This is a genomic window from Allobosea sp. TAB14, from assembly GCF_052113865.1.
GTDB lineage: Bacteria > Pseudomonadota > Alphaproteobacteria > Rhizobiales > Beijerinckiaceae > Allobosea > Allobosea spartocytisi.
Map to the genome: position 1 here is coordinate 1 of NZ_JBFRDQ010000061.1, position 20845 is coordinate 20845.

18 protein-coding genes are annotated in these 20845 nt (G+C 67.7%); 10 read left to right on the forward strand and 8 right to left on the reverse strand.

The features are described from left to right. The 6 genes from AB4Y99_RS11435 to AB4Y99_RS11460 form a co-directional block, all read right to left on the reverse strand. A partial coding sequence (locus AB4Y99_RS11435; RefSeq protein WP_441523387.1) for an ATP-binding cassette domain-containing protein occupies positions 1–192 on the reverse strand: 192 nt, incomplete at its 3' end. A 35-nt stretch (positions 193–227) separates the two neighbouring features. Next, a complete protein-coding gene (locus AB4Y99_RS11440; RefSeq protein WP_441523388.1) occupies positions 228–1439 on the reverse strand; it encodes a sialidase family protein in 1212 nt (403 codons plus the stop codon). Next, on the reverse strand, positions 1439–2599 hold the full coding sequence (locus AB4Y99_RS11445) for an iron-containing alcohol dehydrogenase (protein ID WP_441523389.1): 1161 nt from the start codon (positions 2597–2599) through the stop codon (positions 1439–1441). Before AB4Y99_RS11445 ends, AB4Y99_RS11440 begins: the two co-directional genes overlap by 1 nt. Positions 2600–2610: 11 nt before the next feature. Continuing rightward, a complete protein-coding gene (pdxA, locus tag AB4Y99_RS11450; RefSeq protein WP_441523390.1) occupies positions 2611–3666 on the reverse strand; it encodes a 4-hydroxythreonine-4-phosphate dehydrogenase PdxA in 1056 nt (351 codons plus the stop codon). Further along, the gene (locus tag AB4Y99_RS11455; protein ID WP_441523391.1) at positions 3663–4790 is read right to left on the reverse strand and encodes a four-carbon acid sugar kinase family protein; all 1128 of its coding nucleotides are present in this window, start codon (positions 4788–4790) and stop codon (positions 3663–3665) included. Before AB4Y99_RS11455 ends, pdxA begins: the two co-directional genes overlap by 4 nt. 1 nt (position 4791) lies before the next feature. Further along, positions 4792–5559: an HpcH/HpaI aldolase family protein gene (locus AB4Y99_RS11460; RefSeq protein WP_441523392.1), complete on the reverse strand. Its 768-nt coding sequence runs from the start codon at positions 5557–5559 to the stop codon at positions 4792–4794. A 245-nt stretch (positions 5560–5804) separates the two neighbouring features. On the opposite strand from AB4Y99_RS11460, the gene AB4Y99_RS11465 reads away from it, so the two are divergent. Further along, on the forward strand, positions 5805–6545 hold the full coding sequence (locus tag AB4Y99_RS11465) for a FadR/GntR family transcriptional regulator (RefSeq protein WP_112762301.1): 741 nt from the start codon (positions 5805–5807) through the stop codon (positions 6543–6545). An 86-nt stretch (positions 6546–6631) separates the two neighbouring features. On the opposite strand, the gene AB4Y99_RS11470 is transcribed toward AB4Y99_RS11465, so the two are convergent. Together AB4Y99_RS11470 and AB4Y99_RS11475 are read right to left on the reverse strand one after the other, a co-directional pair. Continuing rightward, positions 6632–8320, reverse strand: a complete 1689-nt coding sequence (locus AB4Y99_RS11470) for a M28 family metallopeptidase (RefSeq protein WP_441523393.1) — start codon at positions 8318–8320, stop codon at positions 6632–6634. A gap of 62 nt (positions 8321–8382) precedes the next feature. Next, a complete protein-coding gene (locus tag AB4Y99_RS11475) occupies positions 8383–9174 on the reverse strand; it encodes an IclR family transcriptional regulator (RefSeq protein ID WP_441523394.1) in 792 nt (263 codons plus the stop codon). A gap of 208 nt (positions 9175–9382) precedes the next feature. On the opposite strand from AB4Y99_RS11475, the gene AB4Y99_RS11480 reads away from it, so the two are divergent. From AB4Y99_RS11480 to AB4Y99_RS11520, 9 genes are all read left to right on the forward strand, one after another. Then, the gene (locus tag AB4Y99_RS11480; protein WP_441523395.1) at positions 9383–10207 is read left to right on the forward strand and encodes a polysaccharide deacetylase family protein; all 825 of its coding nucleotides are present in this window, start codon (positions 9383–9385) and stop codon (positions 10205–10207) included. Continuing rightward, positions 10204–11001 carry a polysaccharide deacetylase family protein gene (locus AB4Y99_RS11485; RefSeq protein ID WP_441523396.1) on the forward strand — a complete coding sequence of 266 codons (798 nt, stop codon included), beginning with the start codon at positions 10204–10206 and terminating at the stop codon, positions 10999–11001. Before AB4Y99_RS11480 ends, AB4Y99_RS11485 begins: the two co-directional genes overlap by 4 nt. Before the next feature lies 1 nt (position 11002). After that, positions 11003–12553, forward strand: coding sequence for an ABC transporter substrate-binding protein (locus AB4Y99_RS11490; RefSeq protein WP_133564382.1), 1551 nt, complete (start codon positions 11003–11005; stop codon positions 12551–12553). Between the two features lie 71 nt (positions 12554–12624). Then, positions 12625–14322, forward strand: coding sequence for a M20/M25/M40 family metallo-hydrolase (locus AB4Y99_RS11495; RefSeq protein WP_441523397.1), 1698 nt, complete (start codon positions 12625–12627; stop codon positions 14320–14322). A gap of 63 nt (positions 14323–14385) precedes the next feature. Continuing rightward, positions 14386–15978: an ABC transporter substrate-binding protein gene (locus AB4Y99_RS11500; RefSeq protein ID WP_441523398.1), complete on the forward strand. Its 1593-nt coding sequence runs from the start codon at positions 14386–14388 to the stop codon at positions 15976–15978. Between the two features lie 36 nt (positions 15979–16014). After that, complete coding sequence (locus tag AB4Y99_RS11505) at positions 16015–16956, forward strand: ABC transporter permease (RefSeq protein WP_038365705.1); 942 nt, start codon at positions 16015–16017, stop codon at positions 16954–16956. 32 nt (positions 16957–16988) lie between these two features. Then, positions 16989–17837, forward strand: a complete 849-nt coding sequence (locus tag AB4Y99_RS11510) for an ABC transporter permease (protein WP_441523399.1) — start codon at positions 16989–16991, stop codon at positions 17835–17837. Positions 17838–18035: 198 nt separating this feature from the next. Beyond that, positions 18036–19520 carry an efflux transporter outer membrane subunit gene (locus tag AB4Y99_RS11515; protein WP_051988302.1) on the forward strand — a complete coding sequence of 495 codons (1485 nt, stop codon included), beginning with the start codon at positions 18036–18038 and terminating at the stop codon, positions 19518–19520. Further along, positions 19517–20845 (forward strand): efflux RND transporter periplasmic adaptor subunit (locus tag AB4Y99_RS11520; RefSeq protein ID WP_441523400.1); only part of this gene is annotated, 1329 nt, incomplete at its 3' end. The genes AB4Y99_RS11515 and AB4Y99_RS11520, both read left to right, overlap by 4 nt.

The window sequence follows — 20845 nt, forward strand, 5'->3', positions numbered from 1 at the left end:
GGTCGACTTGCCGCAGCCCGAAGGGCCGACGACGCAGACGAACTCGCCGTCCTTGATGCTGAGATCGATGTTCGACAGCGCGTGGACCGAGCCGTCGGCATAGGTCTTTTCGAGCCCGCTGATCCGGATGAGGTCGCGCGGCATCTGGGCCTTTGCCTCCGAGATGGGGTGGACTTGAGCGAGGGCGGCCATGGGCGTCTCCCTGTTCGTGTTTCTTCTGATGTCGCTCAGCCGCGTTCCGCCCAGGCGGGCGTGACACGGACATGCTTGATGGCGCGGCGCCAATAGGTGAAGGCGATCTGGAGCTCGCCGTCAGACGTCTGCGTGATCGAGGGATAGGAGAATTCGCGGTTCAGCCCGTCCTTCGAGTTGTTGGTCATGCAGTAGCCGTCGCCTTCTTCCAGATTGCGCTGCACCGGCCAGGTCCGGCCGCCATCGGCGGAGAGCGCGAGCGTCATCGGCGCGCGCGGCGCCCCCCAGAAGGCGGTGCGCTCGGGGGCAGAGGGTGCAGGCGCCTCCGCAGCCGCGACGACCGGCTCGCTCTCATCCTCGATATCGTCATAGAGGCCGGTGCGGCGATCGGTAGCGTCGAGCCGGCTCGCTTTGTTGAAGACCAGCGCGATGCGCCCATCGGCCAGCACCGTCGCCTGCACGGAGGAGTTGTTGTTGGGCAGTTCGGTCGGCTCCGGAGCGGACCAGTCGCGACCGTCGGCCGAACGGCTGATATAGACATGGTCGGCCCAGCGGCTGCGGTAGAGCGCGACGAGCCCCTCCTTCGTCTTCAGCACGTTCATATGCACGCAGCCGAGCGAGCCCGGCACGACATGCTCGCTCCAGCTCTTGCCTTCGTCGGTCGAGACCCGCACGGCGCTGACGTCGCGGTCGCCGACCCATTTCCGGCCGGGCACGCTGACGCAGTGGAAGACCGGGATCACCCAGGCGCCGTCGTCGAGCACCACCGGCGGCTGGCGCACGAACAGCCCATGGCCCTCAGGCGCCTCGAACAGCGTCTCGATCGGCCCCCACGTCACGCCGTGATCGCGCGAGACGCGCTTGCGGACGAGCGAGGTGTCCTGATTGCCCGAGATCTGCGCGGTCCAGATCAGCCAGAGCTCGCCCTTCGGCGTGGTGAACAGGACAGGGTTCTGCTCGGAGCGGCCGGGATCGTCGGAGAGCTTCTCCGGCGCGCTCCAGCGCGAGCCCCCCTTCGTCAGCCGCGAGAAATACACCGAGATGTCCGGAATGCCCTCCTGCGTGCCGCCGAACCAGACGCAGGCGAGATCGCCATTGCCGAGCACGGCGAGATTGGCGGCATGGTTCTGCACGCAAGGGCTCGGCAGATAGGCCTCGACGCGCTCGGCATCGCCCTCGCGCGGATGCAAGGCTCCACTGCGCTCGGCGAGGCCGGCGGGCTCGATGACGGTCGAATGAGCGCCCATCAATAGGCCTCCTGATAGATCGCGAGGATCTCCTCGCAGCTGATGTCGCGGGGGTTGTTGTCGAGCAGGCGGCGGATGGCGTGGGCCTCGCTCGCCATGGCCGGCAGGTCGTCGCGCGGCACCTTCAGCGCGGAGAGCGTCATCTCGCAGCCGAGATCGGCGCAGTAGCGATGCGCAGCCGCAAAGACGTCCTCCTCGCGTGCGCCTCCCTTCAGGCCGAGCGCAGCGAGGATCGCCGCCGTCTTCTCCGGCACGGCCGGGGTGTTGAAGGCGAGCGTGTGCGGGAAGATCAGCGCATTGGCCGCGCCATGGGCGATATGGTGGCGCGTGCCGAGCGGATAGGCGACCGCGTGGCCGGCGGCCGTGTTGACCGGACCGAGGCAGAAGCCGCCATAGAGCGAGGCGAGCGAGAGCCCTGCCCGCGCCTCGACATCCGAGCCGTCCGCGATGGCCCGCGCCAGGAAGCGGCCGACGAGTTGCACGCCCTCCAGCGCGTACATGTCGATCAGCGGGTGGGCCTTCTTGCTGGTGAAGGCCTCGACGCAATGGGCCATCGCGTCGACGCCGGTCGCCGCGGTCACCGCCGGCGGCAGGGTCAGCGTCAGCGCCGGGTCGATGATGGCGATGTCGGCAAGCATATGCAGGCTCTGCACCGCGAGCTTGTTCTGCGTCGCCGGATCGGTGACGAGCGCGCGCGTCCCGGCTTCCGAGCCGGTGCCGGAGGTCGTCGGCACCTGCATCAGCGCCGCGCCCTTCCGCGCGACCTTCTCCGGGCCGACGACGTCGTGAAGCGTCTGGCCGGAACCGGGCAGGACCGCGATGAGCTTGGCGAGGTCCATCGCGCTGCCGCCACCGAAGCCGATGACGAGATCGGGCTTCACCTGACCGGCCAGCGCCAGAGCGGCTTCGAGGTTGGGCACATCGGGCTCGGGACGGACATCGCCGAAGATCGTGACCTCGCCCTGCAGCTCCAGCACGCCGACGCGGTTCGCGTTGAAGGCGTCGGCGACGACGAGAATGCGTGTGAAGCCTTGCGCGGCGGCCCAGCGGCCGGCCAGCGGCGCGGTCCCGGCGCCGAATTCGATGATGTGCGGGCGCTGGATCGTGATCGGCGTCGCCAGGCTCGTGGTCGCCAGCGGCCTGGGGCTGTGGATGTTCATGGGAGCCTCCCTCACGCTGCGGTGTCGACGGTGTTCGTCGGGGCGGCGATGCCGCGTGCTGCGGCCAGCTTCTCGGCGTATTCGATGGCCTCGATCAGGCTGAGCTGGTTGGCGATGCCCTTGCCGGCGATGTCGAAGGCCGTGCCGTGATCGACCGAGACGCGCACGATCGGCAGGCCGAGCGTGATGTTGACGCCCGACAGCGCATCCCATGTCCCGGTCTCGGGATTGACGTTGAAGCCGAGCAGCTTGACCGGGATGTGCCCCTGATCGTGATACATCGCGACCACGGCGTCGTACTGCCCGGCGCGCAGCTTCACGAAGACGGTGTCGCCCGGCACGGGGCCGACCACGTCGAAACCGTCCGCCGCCGCCCTGGCGATGGTCGGGGCCGAGACCTCGTCGTCCTCCTTGCCGAACAGGCCGCCCTCGCCCGCATGGGGGTTGAGCGCGGCGACGGCGATCTTGCGCCGTCCGAGGTCGAGCGCCTTGAGCGCCTCGTCGGTGCGCTCGATGACGTAGCGCAGCCGCTCGGGCGTGAGCTTGCCCGGCACATCCTTGAGCGCGACATGGGTGGTGACGTGGCTGACGCGCATATTGCCATGGGCGAGCATCATGACCGAGCCTTTCGAGGCGGTCAGGCTCGCCAGCATGTCCGTATGGCCCGCGAATTTGTAGCCAGCCTTGTTCAGCGCCTCCTTGTTCAGCGGCGCCGTGACGATGCCCTGGATGCGGCCCGCCTGCGCCAGGCGCACCCCCGTCTCGACGGCGAGATAAGCGAAGCGCCCGCCATCGGCGCTGAGTACGCCGGGCCTGATCGGCTCGCCCTCCGGCCCCGCCTGGAGGCAGGCGAGGTTCGGCCATGAATCAGTCTCGTTGACCTCGGGAATCGCGATCTCGGCGCCGAGCATCTCGCGCGCTGCGTGAAGCGCCGGATTGCTGCCGATGACGAGCAGGCGCAGATCGCCCCTGGCGATCCGCTCCTTCAGCTCGAGACAGGCCTTGACGATGATCTCGGGGCCGATGCCGGCCGGATCGCCCATGGTGATGGCGAGATGGGGTTTCATGCTGCCGCTCCGGCCAGTGCCGCGGATCTGCCCGCGAAGATATCGTTGAGAAGATCGGGACCGCCGAAGGCCCCGGATTTCGAGACGACCGTGACACCGTCCCAGCGCCCGCCACGCAGGATCGAGCGCGGCACGCCCGGCGCGACCTCGCCGACAGCGTCGAGACGCTCGGCGCCCAGCGCCTCGCAGAGACCGCGCAGCGTCTCGCCGCCGGCGGCGAAAAGCGTGCCCGGCCGGTCGAGCTCCGCCAAGAGCGCGCCGAACCGGGCCTCGATCGCCCGCGCAGCCTCGCCCCGGGAGATGCCTGCAGGAAGGTCGACGCTGGCGAGGACGATACCGTCGGCAGCCAGCCGCCGGCCGATCTCGGCAGGCTCTCCGCACATTTGTGCGGAGAGCCGCAAATGCCGCGCCCCCATCGCCGCGAGCTGGGCGCGCATCGTCTCGTGCTCTGAGCCGACGAAGCCGACGACCGGTGCCGGCAAAGCCGCAGCCCGCCCCTCGCCCTGGAAACCCATCGCCCGCGCCAGCGCCGCGGCCAGGCCGGCGCTGCCGATCCAGAGAACCTCCTCGGCCCCACCAGCCGCCGCGACGATCGCGTCGAGATCGGCATCGCTCTCGGCGTCCCACAGGCTCAACCCCGCCGGAACCGCGTCGCCCGGCCGGGCCTGCATGACCTCATGGCCGGCCCGCCGCAGCTCGTCGCCGAGATCGGCCGGCACAGGCCGCGCCGCGCCCTCGATCAGCACGCATTGACGGCCCCCGCGCGTGATGCGCCCCTGCGCCGGGAAGGCTGGCGCGACGACGCAACGCGAAGGCTTCAGCACCTCGAGGATTGCCGCGATCTCGGCCCCCTGCGGCCCGCGCAGCAGGCTGTCGATCTTCTTGAAGGCCAGGCCGGAACCGGGGGCGAACAGCCGTCCCGCCACGGCCGCGACGGCGGCGCACGCCTCCTCGGCCAAGGCTTCGCGCGTCCGGCTGTCGAGCGCGACGGCGCCCGCCCTCGGCACCGCCTCGCGCCAGCAAACCGGAACCGGCTCGGACGGCGACGCGAAGGCGGCGGCCGCGTCGAGCGCGCCCGTCAGGTCGTCGGCGAGCAGGCGCAGGGGCTGCCGGCGTATCGCCATCTCAGCCGCCCTTGACCGCGGAAAGCAGCGAGCGGGCGCCGCGCGCGACAATGGTGGTGTCATTGGCGACGCCGACGAAGTCGATGCCCTGAGCGACGCGGCGCACGGCCTCGCCTTCATTGTTGGTGAGATAGCCGGCGGGCTTACCGATCGCCTTCAGGCGCTTGAAGCCGTCATCGATCGCGGCCTGCACCACGGGCGCCTGCGTGTTGCCGAGATGGCCCATCGAGGCGGCGAGGTCGGCGGGGCCGATGAAGACCGCATCGACGCCGTCGACCTGCGCGATCTCCTCGATCTGCGCCAGCGCCTCGGCCGTCTCGATCTGCACGATGACGCAGATCTCCTTCTGGACCTTGGCGAAATAATCCGGGATCAGCCCGTAGGCCGCCGCCCGCGACGAACCCGAGACGCCGCGCACGCCATGCGGCGGATAGCGCGTATAGCTGACGGCGCGGGCCGCCTCCTCGGCATTCTGCACGTAAGGGAAGAGCAGGGTCTGCGCGCCGAAATCGAGCCAGCGCTTGACCATGACCATGTCGTTCCAGGCCGGCCGCACGATCGGCTCGGCCGCCAGCGCCGCCATGACCYGAAGCTGTGCCACGATCTCGGAGGGCTCGTTGGGGCTGTGCTCGGTGTCCAGCAGCAGCCAGTCGAAGCCGAGCTGGGCGAACATCTCGGTGAGCGCCGGGCTCGCGAAGGTCGAGAAGATGCCGAGCTGCTGTCGCTTGCCCAGATCGCGCTTGAAACGATTCGTTCTGRTTTCGGCCATCATCCACCTGCTGCTCGGGATCCGGGGAGCGAGGCAGGAGCACGTCGGATGCGAAGCCGCCGAGACGAACGGCACCAGAGCGTTTCCTGTCGCTGGCCTCTTCGGACCTTGGCTCCATCGAAGCGCAACCCGGACAACATGTCAACATGTTGTAATTATCAGCGCACAGATCGCCAAAAACCTAGAAAATATCGCCGCCCGCAATAACCCTTGACCAAGTTGTAATTGCTTGTAAACATCGCGGCATGGACCAGTTCGCAAGATCGCAGGATCACGCAAGCGCCCCGCCCTCCCCGCTGGTGCAGCGCGTGCATCATCAGTTGCGCGCGCGCATCGCCTCGGGTGAGTACGCGGCGAACACCCGCTTGCCAGGCGAACATGATCTCGCCGCGCTCTACGGCGTCTCCCGCCCCGTCATCCGCGAGGCACTGCGGCGCCTGCGCGACGACGGGCTGGTGTTCTCGCGGCAGGGAGCCGGCACCTTCGTCCGCGGCGGCGAGCCTGAGCCCGGAAAGGCGCTGGCCTTCGCGCCCGTCGGCACCATCGCCGACGTGCAGCGCTGCTACGAGTTCCGGCTCGAGGTCGAGCCCGCCAACGCCTTCTACGCCGCCAAGCGGCACAACGAGGCAGCGCTGGCGGCCATCGGCAACGCGCTCGAGCTGATGCGCGACACGACGCGCGCCCACGGCCATCGTGAGGATGCCGACTACGCCTTCCACATCGCCATCGCCGAGGCGGCGAACAACTATTTCTTCCTGTCCTCGATGCAGGCGCTGAAGGACCACATCAATGTCGGCATGAAGCTGCACGGCCTGTCGCTGCTGGGGCCGTCAGGCGGGCTGATCGGCGTGCTCGACGAGCACGACGCGATCTTCGCCGCCATACGCGACCGCAAGGAGGACGAAGCGCGCGACGCGATGCGCCGGCACATCCAGGGGTCCTATGACCGCCTGTTTGAGGGCAAGGTGCTCGACCTATCCTTGTAAAGGCCCTTTCGCGGGCGCCGACGCCGACAAGATGCCGACGAGGAGCAACGCGACATCATCGGCGGCAAGAACCCGCTCTCGCCCGGTCACGCCGACCCGCGCGCTATGGACAAGGCTTCCCGCAAAGCATGGCTCAGCCTGTTGCGCGCCCGCACGGCATCGACAGCCGCGAAACGGCCCTCGTCGCCCTCGGGGGCCGAAGCCAGGCGCCTGATCGCATCCAGAACCGGCCAGGACGAAAGCGCGAGCGCGGGATCGTGAACGAAGCGATCGCCGGCCGTGTAATCCAGCGGCACCAGAACGCGGCTCAGGCGCATCAGGACCTGATCATGCGTCGCCGGGTCCAGCCCTCCCCGCCTCAATCGCACGAGAGCATCGGCGAGCGATCCCGCCGCCTCCAAGGTCTCGCCAAGATCGAAGCGGCCGCCCAAGCGGCCCGAGAGATCCTCCAGTTCCTGCGCGAGCCTGGAGATCTGGGCGGAGTAATCCAGCGGCAGCCGGGACTGGGTAAGCAGGTTCAGGACCACCCGGAGCACGACCCGGGTGTCGCGAACGAGGAAATCCGGGTCGATCTTGTCGATGAGATCGTGCTCGGTGTGCCACCACCAGCCGAGATCGTTCCGCATCTTGACCTCGCCCGGCTCCTGCAGACTGAGGCTGCCGAAGACGGAGGGGATCCCGACCCCGGGAAAGGAATCGTCGGCGGAACGGGCCTTGCGGCGTCCGGCCAGTCGCTGGCCGGTTTCGGCCGCGATCGCCGCCGCCGCGATGTCGTAGAGACCGCCGGCCGACCCGGTCCGGGTCAGGTCCTGCGCGCCGATGCCGCCGGGGCTGTCGAGATTGACATGGGCAGCGCAACGGGCGTCGAGCTCCGTCCAGTGGTTGTCGGCATACCAGGCCGAGCCCGAATAGCGCCCCTGCGAATGGCCCGACCAGAAGCAGATGCGCAGGCCGCGCTTCCAGTCCCGCCGCGCCTCCATGCACAGGCGCACGACTTCCACCATCGCGATATTGGCGGAGCCGTTGTCCATGACGCCCTGGAACCAGGTGTCGACATGGCAGGAGAGCAGAATGAAGGGCTCTCCGGGTTTCCCGGAAGACGGCGTGTCGCCGACGAGAAGGGGCGTCTTGCGCCAGCCGGTATCGACCTCGGCGTAGAGCGTCACCTCGCTCGCRCCTGCGCTCAGCCCCTCGCGCAAGGCGCGGCCATCGTCGTTGCTGACAGTGACGGCGACCACCTGCGGCAGGGCCGCGCGCGTCTGTGTGGACGGGCTCCCCCAGATCGGCGAGATGCACATCTCGTGCAGGAGATGATGCGGGCTGATTTGGACCACCCCGATCGCGCCGGCCGCTGAAGCCAGCGCAGCGACGGCCGGGCTGGCGATGCCGTCGACCAGAACGATCCGCCCAGCGACTTCCCTCCCCGCGAAGGCTTTGCGCGAACCGTCGCCGAGATCAACGAGGAGGCCCGTCAGGCCGCCTTGCGGCGAGGACAGCGACATCGCATGCGTGATCGCAGGAACCGTTCGCTCGCCGATAACGAGCCGGGCCGGGCCGGGAACGCTGATATAGGCGTCGTGAGAGATCAGGCGGGTCTTCAACCCGATCTCGTCGAGCTGCTGCTTGAGCCAAGCGAAGCTCGAGGCTTCGCCCGGGGTCGTCGCGACCTTCGACCATTGGGCGAGCGTCTTCAGCCCGGCCATCATGCGTTGCGCGGAGACCGCGCCCGGAACCGCGCTTTCGACGGCGCCATCGGATTGTGTTGCCAGGGCCATGTCTATGGCATCCTTGTCTTTGTAAGCGGGTTCGATCGTGGAAATCGCTGGTTTCAGCCGCATCAAACTGCAGTCCGTGCCCCGCCGAGCATGGCGGAAAGCTCGCGCGCGGCGCTGCGCACGGTTTCGATGTGGTTCGGCAGCAGGCTGTCGCTGACGCGTCCGGTCGGCGCCCCGATATGGATGGTGGCGATGATTTTTCCATCGCGCCCCATCACGGGGGCCGAGATCGAAATCAGGTCCGGGCTGACCTCGCCATGGCTGACATAATAGCCCTGCTCGCGGACCGTCGCGAGAATCTGCCTGAGACGTTCGGGATCCACGCAGGTCCGCTCGGTGAACGCCTTCAGCGGCTCGCCGAGCACCGATTCGCGAAACGCTTCGTCCTGAAACGCCAGGAGAACGACGCCTGAACCGGCATGCATCGGCCGGCTGCCGCCAATATTCGCCAGAACCTTGACCGCCCTGTCGGGCTCCCAACCGGCGACGCAGAGACTGTTCCGGCCGTCCCGGACGCGAAGCTGAACCGTCTCGCCGGTATCGCTGCCGAGCCTGGCGACGATCGGGGCCGCCACTCTGGCGATGTCGATCTGCCGCTCCGCCGCATTRCCGACGGCCACGGCCGCGAGGCCCAATCGGTAGCTGCGCTTTTCGGTCGAACAGCTGACGAAGCCATTGGCCTCGAGGCTGCACAGGAGTCGATACACGCGAGCCTTGCTATGGCCGGATCTGCGCGTGATCTCCGACAATCCGAGATCCGGCGTTTCCGCGATCAGCATCAGCAGTCCGAGCGCCGCGTCGACGGCATCGACCCGGTACTGCTCGATCTCCCTGGGCGGTGCCGCGCTCGTCATCGGCTCTCCTCTTGCTCGGCCTGCCCGGCCTCCGGGCCGGCGGATTCAACGAATCCGGCCATAGCACAGTTCGATTGGTTCACTCAATGAACCATCGGTTCAATAATTTGACATCAGCGCCTCACCGACGCAAGGTCTCGCGAACTCGACCTTTGGCGGCAGCCCGAACATGGCCGCAGTCAAAGGGATCGGAGGGGAACGAAAGCCGATGGCTTCACACGCAACAGAACCCGTCCGCGGGATCGAATGGCCTGACCGGGCCCGCGCGATCGTCTGCGTCACGATCCATGTCGACGGCCCGGCGGTCGAAGCCGGTCGCGGGCAGAACGATTTGGGCGTCAACAGCCGCGGTCGCTACGCGCTGCGGCGCGGTATCCGCCGCTATCTCGACATGCTCGACCGCCATGCGATCAAGGCGACCTTCTTCTGCTGCGGCTATGACGCCGAGCATTGGCCGGAACCGTTTCACGAGATCCACCGGGCCGGTCACGAGATCGCGGCGCATGGCTACCAGCATGAGGGCTTCGACCTCGGCGAGCGCGAGCCCGAGCTTCTCGAAAAGACCCACGACATCCTCGCGGCCCTCGGTCAGGCCCCGGTGGGTTGGTGCTCGCCCTYGGGACGCAAGAGCCGCCTGACGCTGCCAACGCTGCGCCGCCTCGGCTACATCTACGATGCGAGCGAGAAGGACGAGGACATCCCCTATCTGCTGGAGGATGGCTTCATGATCCTGCCGAACAACACCGTCTCGCTCGACGATTTCCCGATGTACTTCACCGGCGGCGGCTCGGCGGCGGAAGTCGAGCGCAATTTCGTCCAGGAACTCGACGCCGCGCTCGGCCGCGACGGTTACGTCCACCTGACGGTCCATCCGCGCGCAGGCGGTGGTTCCGGAACCCCGGCACGGGCAGCTGCCGTCGACCGCTTCCTCGCCTATGCCAAGGCGACGCCCGGCGTGCGTTTCATGACCTGCCGCGAACTGGCGGAATATTGCCTGGGCGATGCCGCGCGCTGGCGGGATGCGCGCTCATGAGCGGCGCCCTCCTGATCACCGTGAATGTTCACGGCATCGGGCCGGAGGCGGCCGGCGCGCCCGAGGCCGAGCTGTTCGGCCGCGATGCGCATGGTCGCTACACCTATCGGATCGGCCTTGCGCGGGTGCTCGACGCGCTCAGCGAATACGGTCTGCCCGCCACCCTCTTCTGGCCGGCCATGGAGGCCGAAAGACTGCCTCGGCTGGTCGAGCGCTGCCTCCGCGAGGGTCATGAGATCGCCAGCCATGGCCGGGCCTTCGAGGATCACGCCAAACTCGGGCGCGACGAGGAGATGTCGATCATCGGCGAGGCGCATGAAACGCTCAGGCGCCTGAGCGGCGTCGCTCCGCGCGGCTTCCGGGCCCCGACCGGCACGCTCTCGCAGAACACGATCCCGATCCTGCAAGCCCTTGGATATCATTACGATTCGAGCTTCCTCGACGACGATAGCCCCTATGCGCTCACCCAATATGGCGGGCATGGCATGGTCGAGCTTCCGGTCTCGGAAGGCCTGACCGACGCGACGCATTTCCGCCGGCGCGTCACGCAGGACCGGGCGGAAGACCTTATGCGCGAGGAGCTTGCGGCGCTTCTCGCGGTCGATGGCTATGCCTGCCTCACCTTCCATCCGCGCGCCGATATCGGGGTCGGCCGGCTTGCACGCCTGCCCCTGATCGAACGCCTAGCCAGACTGGCCGAAAAGCAGGGTGCCCGACCCGGCCTCTGCGGTCAGCTGGCGGAGCAAATCCACGCCGGACGCGCGGCAAACCAGATCGAGAACGTCGGAGACTGAGATGCGAGCTATTGCGGTTCTGACCCTCGGATTGAGCGCCTTCGCGGCAGCCGGAAGCGGGGCGCATGCCCAGACGCTGCGGACGATGCTCACCTCCGACATTCGCGGCGTCATGCCGGGACGCAGCCCGGACACCGCGACCGGCAGCGTCCTTCAGAACATCTATGAGGGGCTGGTCGCCTGGCGGGCCGACGGCAGCGTCGCTCCGATGCTGGCTGAGAAGATCGAGACCTCGGACGACGGCAAGACCTACACCTTCACTCTCCGCGAGGGCGTGAAATTCCATAACGGCGCCCCGCTGACGGCCAAGGAAGTGGTCTGGACCTGGGAACGCTTTCTCGACCCCAAATCCGCGTGGCCCTGCCGTGGCGCCTTCAACGGCACCAACGCGACCAAGATCGAGTCGGTGAAGGCGCTCGATGATCACCGCGTCGCGTTCCAGCTCGCCGAACGAAGCGGATCCTTCCTGAGCGCGATGGCGCGCGCCGACTGCGACTCCGCCGGCATCGCCCATCCGGACGCGGTCGACGCGAACGGCAACTGGACGACGGCGATCGGCACCGGTCCGTTCAAGATGACGGAATGGCGCAAGGGCCAATATGTCGAGCTCAGCCGTTTCGCCGATTACAAATCCCGCAGCGAGCCGTCGGACGGGCTCGCCGGCGCCAAGGAAGCCAAGGTCGAAAAGGTCAGGATCAATCTGGTTCCCGACGCGCAGGTCGCCAAGCTCGGCATCCTGCAGGGCCAGCTCGACCTCTGGACCGATGTCGACGCGGCCTCGATCAAGGATTTCGCCAACGACAAGAACGTCACCGTGACGACCACGCCGGTCGCCGGCATCTATACGATCCCGCTCCAGTCGCGCGATCCGGTGCTTGCCGATCCTCGGATCCGCCAGGCGATCAGCCACGCCATCGACCGGAAAAGCCTGGCAAAGGCCGTTCTGGACGATGAAAGCATTGCTTCCCCCTCGCTGATCCCGCTGACCAGCCGCTTCTATGGCCAGGTCGAGCGCGACGGCGCCGAATACGATCCCGACAAGGCGCGCGCCCTGATCAAGGCCTCCGGCTACAAGGGCGATCGCATCGTCCTGATCACGAGCAAGGCCTCGCCGATCATGAGCGATACGGCGATCTATCTCCAGTCGATGCTGCAGGCCGTCGGCCTCAACGTCGATGTCGAGATCATGGAGTTCGCCACCCAGTTCGAGCGCTTCTACAGCGGGCGCTACCAGATGATGGTCTGGAACCTCACGCCCTATCTCGACCCGCTTTTCATCGTCGAGCGCTTCACCGGCGACAAGGCGCGCCAGCCCGACAAGGTCTGGGACAGCCCGGCCTCGAAGGAGCTGCTGAAGAAGCTCGTCCTCGCCGACGACCAGCAGGACAAGCAGGCGCTTTATGACGAGGTGCATCGCCTGCAGATGAGCGAGGCGCCGCTGATCGTCTGGGGCACGCGCGCCACGACGATCGCCGTCCGCAAGAACGTCTCCGGCTTCCAGCCCTGGCCCGGTCAGAAGCCGCGCTACTGGAACGTCTCCGTCACCCCCTGACGGCCGCCGAAGCCGAGGTCGCGGCAAGGCCGTGACCTCGCGGATCGATCACGATACCGGCCGAGGGCCACATGACGAGCACGATACTGACCGACCCGGCGACTGCTGGAATTTCATCCGAGCGATTGCAGCGGATCGTCGTCAATCTGGCCGCGCTGGGCCGGAAACTACCCGGTTCCGAGCGCGCCGATGCGGCCTGCCGCTATATCAGCGCGCAACTGGCGTCGTCCGACATCACGCAGGACGTCCTGGAATTCGATGCTTTCATCAGTTGGCCGGAGAAGGCATCGCTGACCGTCGGCGGCCAGACGCTTCCCGCCAATGGCGCGGCCTTCACGGCCTCGACGCAACCCGGAGGCCTCACCGGCCGTGTCACCCGCTCGCTCGAGCCCGGCGAACTGCAAGGTGCCTTCCTGCTGATCGACGGTTTGCCGCGCTACGACGCCTGCATGAGCGCGCAGCGAGCCGGCGCGCTCGGCGTCATAGCGCTATCGCACGGTCCGCAGCGTCACTACGTCCAGGCCTCGCCGCTCTGGGGAGCCCCGACAGGTCCGGCCGATCTTGCGCTGCTGCCCACCGTTCCTGCGATTCAGGTATCCCGCGACGCGGCGGAGATTATTGAGCGTGCTGTCGCGGCAGGCACGCCCGTCACGATGGACAGCGAGATCCGCACGGAATGGCGCCCGGTGAAGCAGCCGGTGGCGGAGATCGAAGGCCGCGAGCCCGGCTACATCCTGCTCGGCGCGCATTACTGCACCTGGGGCGATGGCGCGACCGACAACACGGCCGGCGTCGCCCTGCTGATCGAGCTCGCGCGTCTCCTGAAGCAGCAGCCGAAACCCCGCTACGGCGTGAAACTCGCGTTCTGGACCGGGCATGAGCAGGGCGGCTATGCAGGCTCGTCCTGGTATGCGGATGCGTTCCGCGACTCCCTCTACAACGACGCCATCGCCTATCTGAACGTCGACATCGTCGGCAGCCGCGGCGGCACGACCAAGGCGCTGCGGAACACCACGGCCGAGCTCGCCGCCTATGTCCGGCAGGTGCTCGATGCGACGATCGGCCAGCAGACGCCGGAGGAAGAGGAATTCGTCGACCGTTCGGTCAAGCGCCTCGACCCCTATATCGACCCGCGTCGTTCGGCCCGCAATTCCGACCAGAGCTTCAGCGGCATCGGCCTGGCGACCGCCCAGGTCAGCGCCTTCCTGCCCGCCGCCAGCCCCGAGCACCTGCACGGCAGCGGGCTGGCCTGGTGGTGGCATACCGATCAGGACACGATCGAGCATATGGATGCCGAGATCCTGGCGGTCGACACGCTGATCTATCGCAATCTCGTCGCAGGGCTGGTGGACGCGCCCGCGCTCCCCTTCAGGCCCGCGGCCATGGCCGAGGACGTGCTCGCGGGCCTGCGCGCCTATCATGAGGCCGCGCCGAATTGCGAGGACATCACGCGCCTGACCGGCCTCGCCGAGCGGCTGACGGAAGCGCTGCGCGGCTGGCACCCGACCGGCGCCGATGATCCGCTGCTGCTGCGGCTCGGGCGCCATCTCAACCCGGTGCTTTATCATGCGCGCAGCRCCTTCGAGTTCGATCTCGGCCGGGCCAGCCGCATCCTGCCGGGACTGGCGCCGGCCCTGACGCTCGCTCGCCTGGAGCCCGACACCGCGCGGATGGCGCGGGTGCAATTGCGGCAACGCGCGAACCGCATCGCCCATGGGCTCTCGCGCGCCATCGAGCTGATCGAAGGCAGGGCCGCCAAAGCGCCCTGATGTTCCGATTTTGATCCAATGACAGCCGCGTTCGACGCGGCGCGACGCGAAAAGGGGACCATCATGGACCGACGCAGTTTCATGAAGGCCGGCGCCGCCGCGGCTCTGGCGGGGATCAGCGCGCCTGCGCTTTCGCAGTCATCCCGGCAGAAGGTGCTGCGCTTCGTGCCCTACACGGACCTGACCATATTCGATCCGATGTGGTCGACCGTCGATATCACCCGCGACTACGGCTACATGATCTACGACACCCTGTTCGGGCTGGACGCGAATTTCCAGCCGCAGCCGCAGCTCGCCGAAGGCTTCCTGTGGGGCGATGACGGCCGCAGCTGCACGATCACCCTGCGCAGCGACATCACCTTCCATGACGGCGAGCCGATCCGGGCCCGCGATTGCGTCGCGAGCCTGAAACGCTGGTCGCAGGCCGCCCCGATGGGCGCGACGCTGTTTGCGCTGACCGACGAGCTCGTCGCGATCGACGACCGCACCTTGCGCTTCCGGCTGAAGCGCCCCTTCCCGATCCTCCCGGCGATCCTAGGGCAGCTCAGCGCACCGGTGCCCTTGATCATGCCCGAGCGCGTCGCGCAGACGGATGTGAAGACGCAGATCACCGACCGCACGGGATCGGGGCCGTTCAGGTTCAAGGCCGACGAGTTCCAGCTCGGCAATCTCGCCGTCTTCGAGAAGTTCCAGGGCTACAAGCCGACGCCGAATACCGCGAGCGGCCTCACCGCGGGGCCAAAGACGGTCCATTTCGACAGGGTGGAATGGCGCCGCATCCCCGATGCCGCAACGGCCGCCGCAGCCCTCCAGACCGGCGATGTCGACTGGATCGGCGGCCCGACCTCCGAGACGGTCGAGCTGCTTGCAGGCTTCAAGGATATCGACCTGCCACGGCTCGAGGACATCCCCTCGATGGCGATGATGCGGCTCAACGCCCTCAACGCTCCGTTCGACAACAAGAAGATCCGTCAGGCGCTGCTTCCGGCCATCGATCAGGCGGAATTCTGCATGGCGGTGGCCGGCACCAACCCGCAGAACTTTGCGACCAGCACCGGCTTTTTCCCGCCCGGAACCGCACTGGCCAGCGAAGCCGGGCTCGACCCTCTAAAAGGGCCGCGCAGCATCGAGAAGGCCAGACAGCAGCTGAAGGAGGCCGGCTACGCCAATGAGCGTGTTAGGCTGCTCGGCGCCGCCGACAGCCCGGCCTCGACCACGCCTCTGGCCCAGGTTGCGGCGGACATGTTGGGCAAGCTCGGCCTGAACCTCGATATCGCGCTGCTTGACAACGCCTCGGTCGCACAGCGCCGTCGCTCGGAGGAGCCGGTCGACAAGGGCGGCTGGTCGATGAGCTGCTGGCTCTTCCCGGGCAGCTGGTTCGTCGATCCCGGGACGAACATCATGCTGCGCGGCAATGGCCGCAGCGCCTGGTTCGGCTGGCCGACGATCCCCAAGCTGGAGGAGCTCCGCGACGCCTGGCTGAATTCGCCCTCGCCCGACGAGCGCAAGCGCATCGCCCAGGAGATGCAGGTCGTGGGCATGGACGAGCTGCCGGCGATCCCGCTCGGCGCCATCTATCGGCAGACCGCGCTGAAGAAAGACCTCGTCGATCGCGTGCGCACCGCCACCGTGTTCTGGAACATCCGTCGTGGCTGACGCGGTCACTCTCCCCGGCGTGCAGCAGGTGATCCAATGCTCGCCTATATCGTGAAGCGCATCCTGGCGACGATTCCGGTCATGCTGGTCGTCGCCCTGACGGTGTTCTCGTTGCTGTTCCTGGCGCCCGGCGACCCCGCCACGATGATCGCCGGCGACCAAGCCTCGGCCGCCGACATCGACCGCATCCGGCAGAGCCTGGGGCTGGATCAGTCTTTCCTGGTCCAGTTCGGCAGCTGGCTCTGGCGCCTCGCCCATTTCGATCTCGGCAACTCGGTCTTCACCGGCCAGCCGGTGACGTCGCTGATGGCGGAGCGGGTCGGCCCGACGCTGTCGGTGATGCTGCTGACACTCATCCTGTCGATCGCGATCGCCGTCCCGCTCGGTGTCGTTGCGGCCTGGAAGAGCGGAAGCTGGATCGACCGCGCGATCATGAGCGTCTCCGTCGTCGGCTTTTCGGTGCCGCTCTTCGTGGTCGGATACATCCTCGCCTGGGTCTTCGCCCTGAAGCTGCAATGGCTGCCACCGCAGGGCTACACGCCGCTTTCCGAGGGCGTCGGGCCCTGGCTGCAGCGATTGATCCTGCCCGCGATCACCCTCGGCTTCGTCTATATCGTCCTGATCGCCCGGATCACGCGGGCATCCATGCTCGAAGTGTTGCAGCAGGACTATGTCCGGACGGCCCGCGCCAAGGGGCTGGGACCTCGCAAGGTCCTCTTCCTCCACGCGCTCAAGAATGGCGCGGTCCCGGTCATCACCGTCATCGGCATCGGCTTCGCCGCCCTGATCGGCGGCACGGTGGTTACCGAAACCGTTTTCACCATCCCCGGAATGGGGCGATTGACCGTCGATGCCATCCTCCGCCGCGACTACCCGGTCATCCAGGGGCTCGTGCTGGTGTTCTCCTTCGTCTACGTGCTCGTCAACCTGGCCGTGGACCTCATCTACACGCTCGTCGATCCGAGGATCCGCTATTGAGCTCGTCCACATTTCACGCCGGGGCCGCATCCATGCGCGCGGAGGGATCGCGGCTTTCGGCGGCCCTCAAGCAGATGCAGCGGCATCCGACGATCCCGTTCGGCGCGACCGTGCTCGTAGCCATGGTCGCGATGGCGATATTCGCTCCCCTGCTCGGCACGATCGACCCGACCGCGACCTCGCTGGCGCGCCGGCTGCGCGAGCCCTCGGCCCAGTTCCTCTTCGGCACCGACATGCTCGGGCGCGATCTCTATTCGCGCGTTCTGTATGGCGCCCGCATCTCGCTGCTGGTCGGGTTCTCCGTCGCGGTGCTCTCCTCGATCGGAGGGCTCTTTCTGGGTTTGATCGCGGGCTTCATCAAGCGGGTCGACGTCGTCGTCATGCGGGTCATGGACGGCCTGATGTCGATCCCCTCCATGCTCCTGGCGATCGCGCTGATGGCTTTGACGAAAGGCTCGGTCATCAACGTGATCGTCGCCCTGACCATCGTCGAGATCCCGCGCGTGACCCGGCTCGTCCGCTCGACGGTGCTCTCCTTGCGCGAACAGCCCTATGTCGAGGCCGCGATCGCCGCCGGGGCGAGCACGCCGAGAATCATCGTCCGCCACATCCTGCCGAACTCCCTGTCGCCGCTGATCGTCCAGGCGACCTATATCTGCGCGGCCGCCATGGTCACGGAGGCTGTGCTCTCCTTCATCGGCGCCGGCACACCGCCGATCACGCCCTCCTGGGGTAACATCATGGCCGAGGGGCGCACACTCTGGCAGCTCAAGTTCTATATCGTCCTGATCCCGGCGGCGTTTCTCTCGGCAACGGTCCTCGCCGTCAATCTGCTCGGGGACGGCTTGCGCGACGCTCTTGATCCCCGGCGGATCTATTGAGAGCTCTCAGGCATTCCGGCCAATTTCCGGATCGCGGACACTGTTCCGGTCGAATCCCCCACCTCTAGTCGGCCGCGCGCAGTCGCAGGCGCGAACATGAAGAGAAATTCACTTTCTCTTGTCGGCCGTTCAAACTAGAAGCAGCGTCTGTTGCGTCGTGTTCCGCGTTCTTTTTGATCGAGGCTGGAGAAGAGCGGAATGGTGCCGGGCTACAGGCGTGATCTTGCGGGACACGCGGTCGGACGTTCCCTCTCCCGCCTCGCCTGCGCCGCTGCCGCCGCCATCGGCCTGGGAGCCTGCCTGCCGGCAGATCAGCGCCCGGAACTGGGCGTCGCCGTCACGCCCGGTTACGCCGCGGGAGAGCGCCGTGCCGCGCCGGCCGTTTCGCCGGACTGGCCGCGCCTGTTCCGGTCGAGCGAGCTGAACAGGCTGGTCGATCGAACGCTCGGGGAGAATTTCGACATCGCCATCGCCATGACGCGAATCAGGCAGGCCGATGCGCAGTCACGCATTTCGGCCGCAGCGCTCTACCCCACGCTGAGCGGCTCGGTCGACGGCTCGCGCAGCCTGCGGCCGGGTACGCTGAGCTCCAAGCGCGGACCGTTCAGCGAGAGCGTCGGCAATCAGTTCAGCCTCGGCCTCTCGGCGAGCTATGAACTCGACTTCTGGGGCAAGAACCGCGCGACCGCCGATGCGGGCCGCTTCGCTGCCGAGGCGACGCGCTTCGACCGCGACGTGGTGGCGCTCACCGCCGTCGCCAGCGTAGCGAGCACCTATTTCCAGGTTCTGGCGGCGCAGGACCGGCTGACCATCGCCCGCGAGAACATCGCGGCCGCTGAGCGGACGCTCGCCGTCATCCGCGCCCGGCTCGCTGTGGGCACCGCCACCCAGCTCGACATCGCCCAGCAGGAGAGCGTCGTCGCGCAGCAGAAGGCCTCGGTGCCCCCGCTGGAACTCTCCCTGCGCCAAGCCAAGGTCACGCTTGCCGTGCTGGTCGGCGAGACGCCGGCCGCCGTCGCGATCAAGGGCGGCAGCCTGAACGCGGTGGCGGTGCCCTCCGTGCGCGCCGGCCTGCCCTCGCAGCTGCTGCAGCGCCGGCCGGACATCGCCGAGGCCGAGGCGCGCCTGACCTCGCAGGAAGCGACGCTCCACGCCGCCCGCGCGGCGCTGTTCCCGAGCATCAGCCTGACCGGTCAGGGCGGCCTCGAAAGCGCATTGCTGAAGAACCTGCTGCGCCCCGACGCGGCCTTCGCCTCGGCCGCGGCGGGGCTGGTGCAGCCGATTCTCGATGGCGGCAATCTCAAAGCCAGGGTGGAACTGGAGCGGGGCACGGCCGACGAGCTGATCGCGACCTATCGCAAGACCATCGTCAGCGCCTTCGCCGATGTCGAAAATGCCCTGATCGCCATCCAGGAGAACACCCGCCACGAACGCCTGCAGGCGGACACGGTCGCCTCCGCCCGGCGCGCCTACACCATCACGGAGCAGAGGCTGCGCGAGGGCACCATCGACATCGTGACGCTGCTCAACACCCAGCAGACCCTGTTCCAGGCGCAGGACCAGCTCTCGCAGATCAAGCTCCAGAAGCTGATCTCCTATGTCGACCTGTTCAAGGCGCTGGGCGGCGGCTGGACCGACGCCGACCGCAAGGCCGCCATCGCCGCCACCGAGACCGCGCCATGAAACGGCTTCTGCTCATCCTGCTGCTCGCCGCGGCCGCCTGGGGGTGGCACAGCTACAATGGCGGCTGGCTGCCTTCCAGCGGCGACAGCGAGGCGGCCCAGGGCCAGCGCGGCGGGCGGCGTGGCGCTCGTCTGGGCGGCAACGAAGGGGCCATCCCCGTCATCGCGACCCCTGCCCGTCGTGACGACGTTCCGGTCACTGCCGATGCGGTCGGCACGATCCAGGCCCTGAACACCGTGACCGCGCGCACGCAGGTCGACGGCCGGCTGCTCGAAATCGCCTTCAAGGACGGCCAGGACGTCAAGAAAGGCGACGTGCTGGCGAAGATCGACCCCGCGACCTATCAAGCGCAATACGACCAGGCCATGGCCAAGAAGGCGCAGGACGAGGCGCAGCTCGCCAATGCCCGCGCCGACCTCGAACGCTACGCCAAGCTCGCCCAGACCGACTACGGCTCGCGCCAGCAGGCCGACACCCAGCGCGCCACGGTGGCACAGCTCGAGGCGCAGGTTCGCTCCGACCAGGGCGCGATCGACAACGCCAAGGCCATTCTCGACTACACCACGATCCGCGCGCCGATCGACGGCCGCCTCGGCATCCGGCAGGTCGACCAGGGCAATATCGTGCGCGCTTCGGACACGAACGGCCTCGTCGTCATCACCCAGCTCAAGCCGATCGCCATGATCTTCAACCTGCCGCAGCAGCAGCTTCGCGCCGTCAGCGCGGCCGTCGCGCGCGGGCCGGTCGAGGTCGATGCGCTCGACTCCGACGGCACGACGATCATCGACAGGGGCGTCGTCGAGGTCATCGACAACGTCGTCGACCAGACCACGGGCACCATCAAGGTCAAGGCACGCTTCCCCAACGACCGGCTCCAGCTCTGGCCCGGCCAGTTCGTCAATGTCCGGGTCTTCGTCGACATGCTGAAGAACGTCGTCGTCGCGCCGACCGCCGCAGTCCAGCGCGGGCCGAACGGAGCTTACGTCTTCGTGGTCAACGACGACGAGACGGTCCGCCTCGTCAATGTCACGGTCGGCCAGCAGAATGAGACGACGGCCGTGATCACCTCGGGCGTCGAGCCACCGGCGAAGCTCGTCACCACCGGCTTCGCACGCCTGACCGACAAGGCCAAGGTCCGCGTCACCACCCCCGAGGACGCTGCCCAGCCGCCGGCCACCGCGCCCGGCCGACGCGGCGTGCGCGAGCCCGGGCAAGGACAGGGGCAGCGCCGGCAAGGCGATCAGGCCGGCGGCAATGCCGCGGGCGCGGGAGCAGGTTCCGCGGCTCCGGCGCCGGACGCGCCGTCCGCACCGGCTACTGCGCCC

Bases quoted from the DNA above. Each gene is read 5' to 3' on its own strand.
- AB4Y99_RS11510 (WP_441523399.1), top strand. From the start codon at position 16,989: ATGCGCGCGGAGGGATCGCGGCTTTCGGCGGCCCTCAAGCAGATGCAG.
- AB4Y99_RS11440 (WP_441523388.1), bottom strand. From the start codon at position 1,439: ATGGGCGCTCATTCGACCGTCATCGAGCCCGCCGGCCTCGCCGAGCGC.
- AB4Y99_RS11500 (WP_441523398.1), top strand. From the start codon at position 14,386: ATGGACCGACGCAGTTTCATGAAGGCCGGCGCCGCCGCGGCTCTGGCG.
- AB4Y99_RS11490 (WP_133564382.1), top strand. From the start codon at position 11,003: ATGCGAGCTATTGCGGTTCTGACCCTCGGATTGAGCGCCTTCGCGGCA.
- AB4Y99_RS11455 (WP_441523391.1), bottom strand. From the start codon at position 4,790: ATGGCGATACGCCGGCAGCCCCTGCGCCTGCTCGCCGACGACCTGACG.
- AB4Y99_RS11515 (WP_051988302.1), top strand. From the start codon at position 18,036: ATGGTGCCGGGCTACAGGCGTGATCTTGCGGGACACGCGGTCGGACGT.
- AB4Y99_RS11485 (WP_441523396.1), top strand. From the start codon at position 10,204: ATGAGCGGCGCCCTCCTGATCACCGTGAATGTTCACGGCATCGGGCCG.
- AB4Y99_RS11445 (WP_441523389.1), bottom strand. From the start codon at position 2,599: ATGAACATCCACAGCCCCAGGCCGCTGGCGACCACGAGCCTGGCGACG.
- AB4Y99_RS11465 (WP_112762301.1), top strand. From the start codon at position 5,805: ATGGACCAGTTCGCAAGATCGCAGGATCACGCAAGCGCCCCGCCCTCC.
- pdxA (WP_441523390.1), bottom strand. From the start codon at position 3,666: ATGAAACCCCATCTCGCCATCACCATGGGCGATCCGGCCGGCATCGGC.
- AB4Y99_RS11505 (WP_038365705.1), top strand. From the start codon at position 16,015: ATGCTCGCCTATATCGTGAAGCGCATCCTGGCGACGATTCCGGTCATG.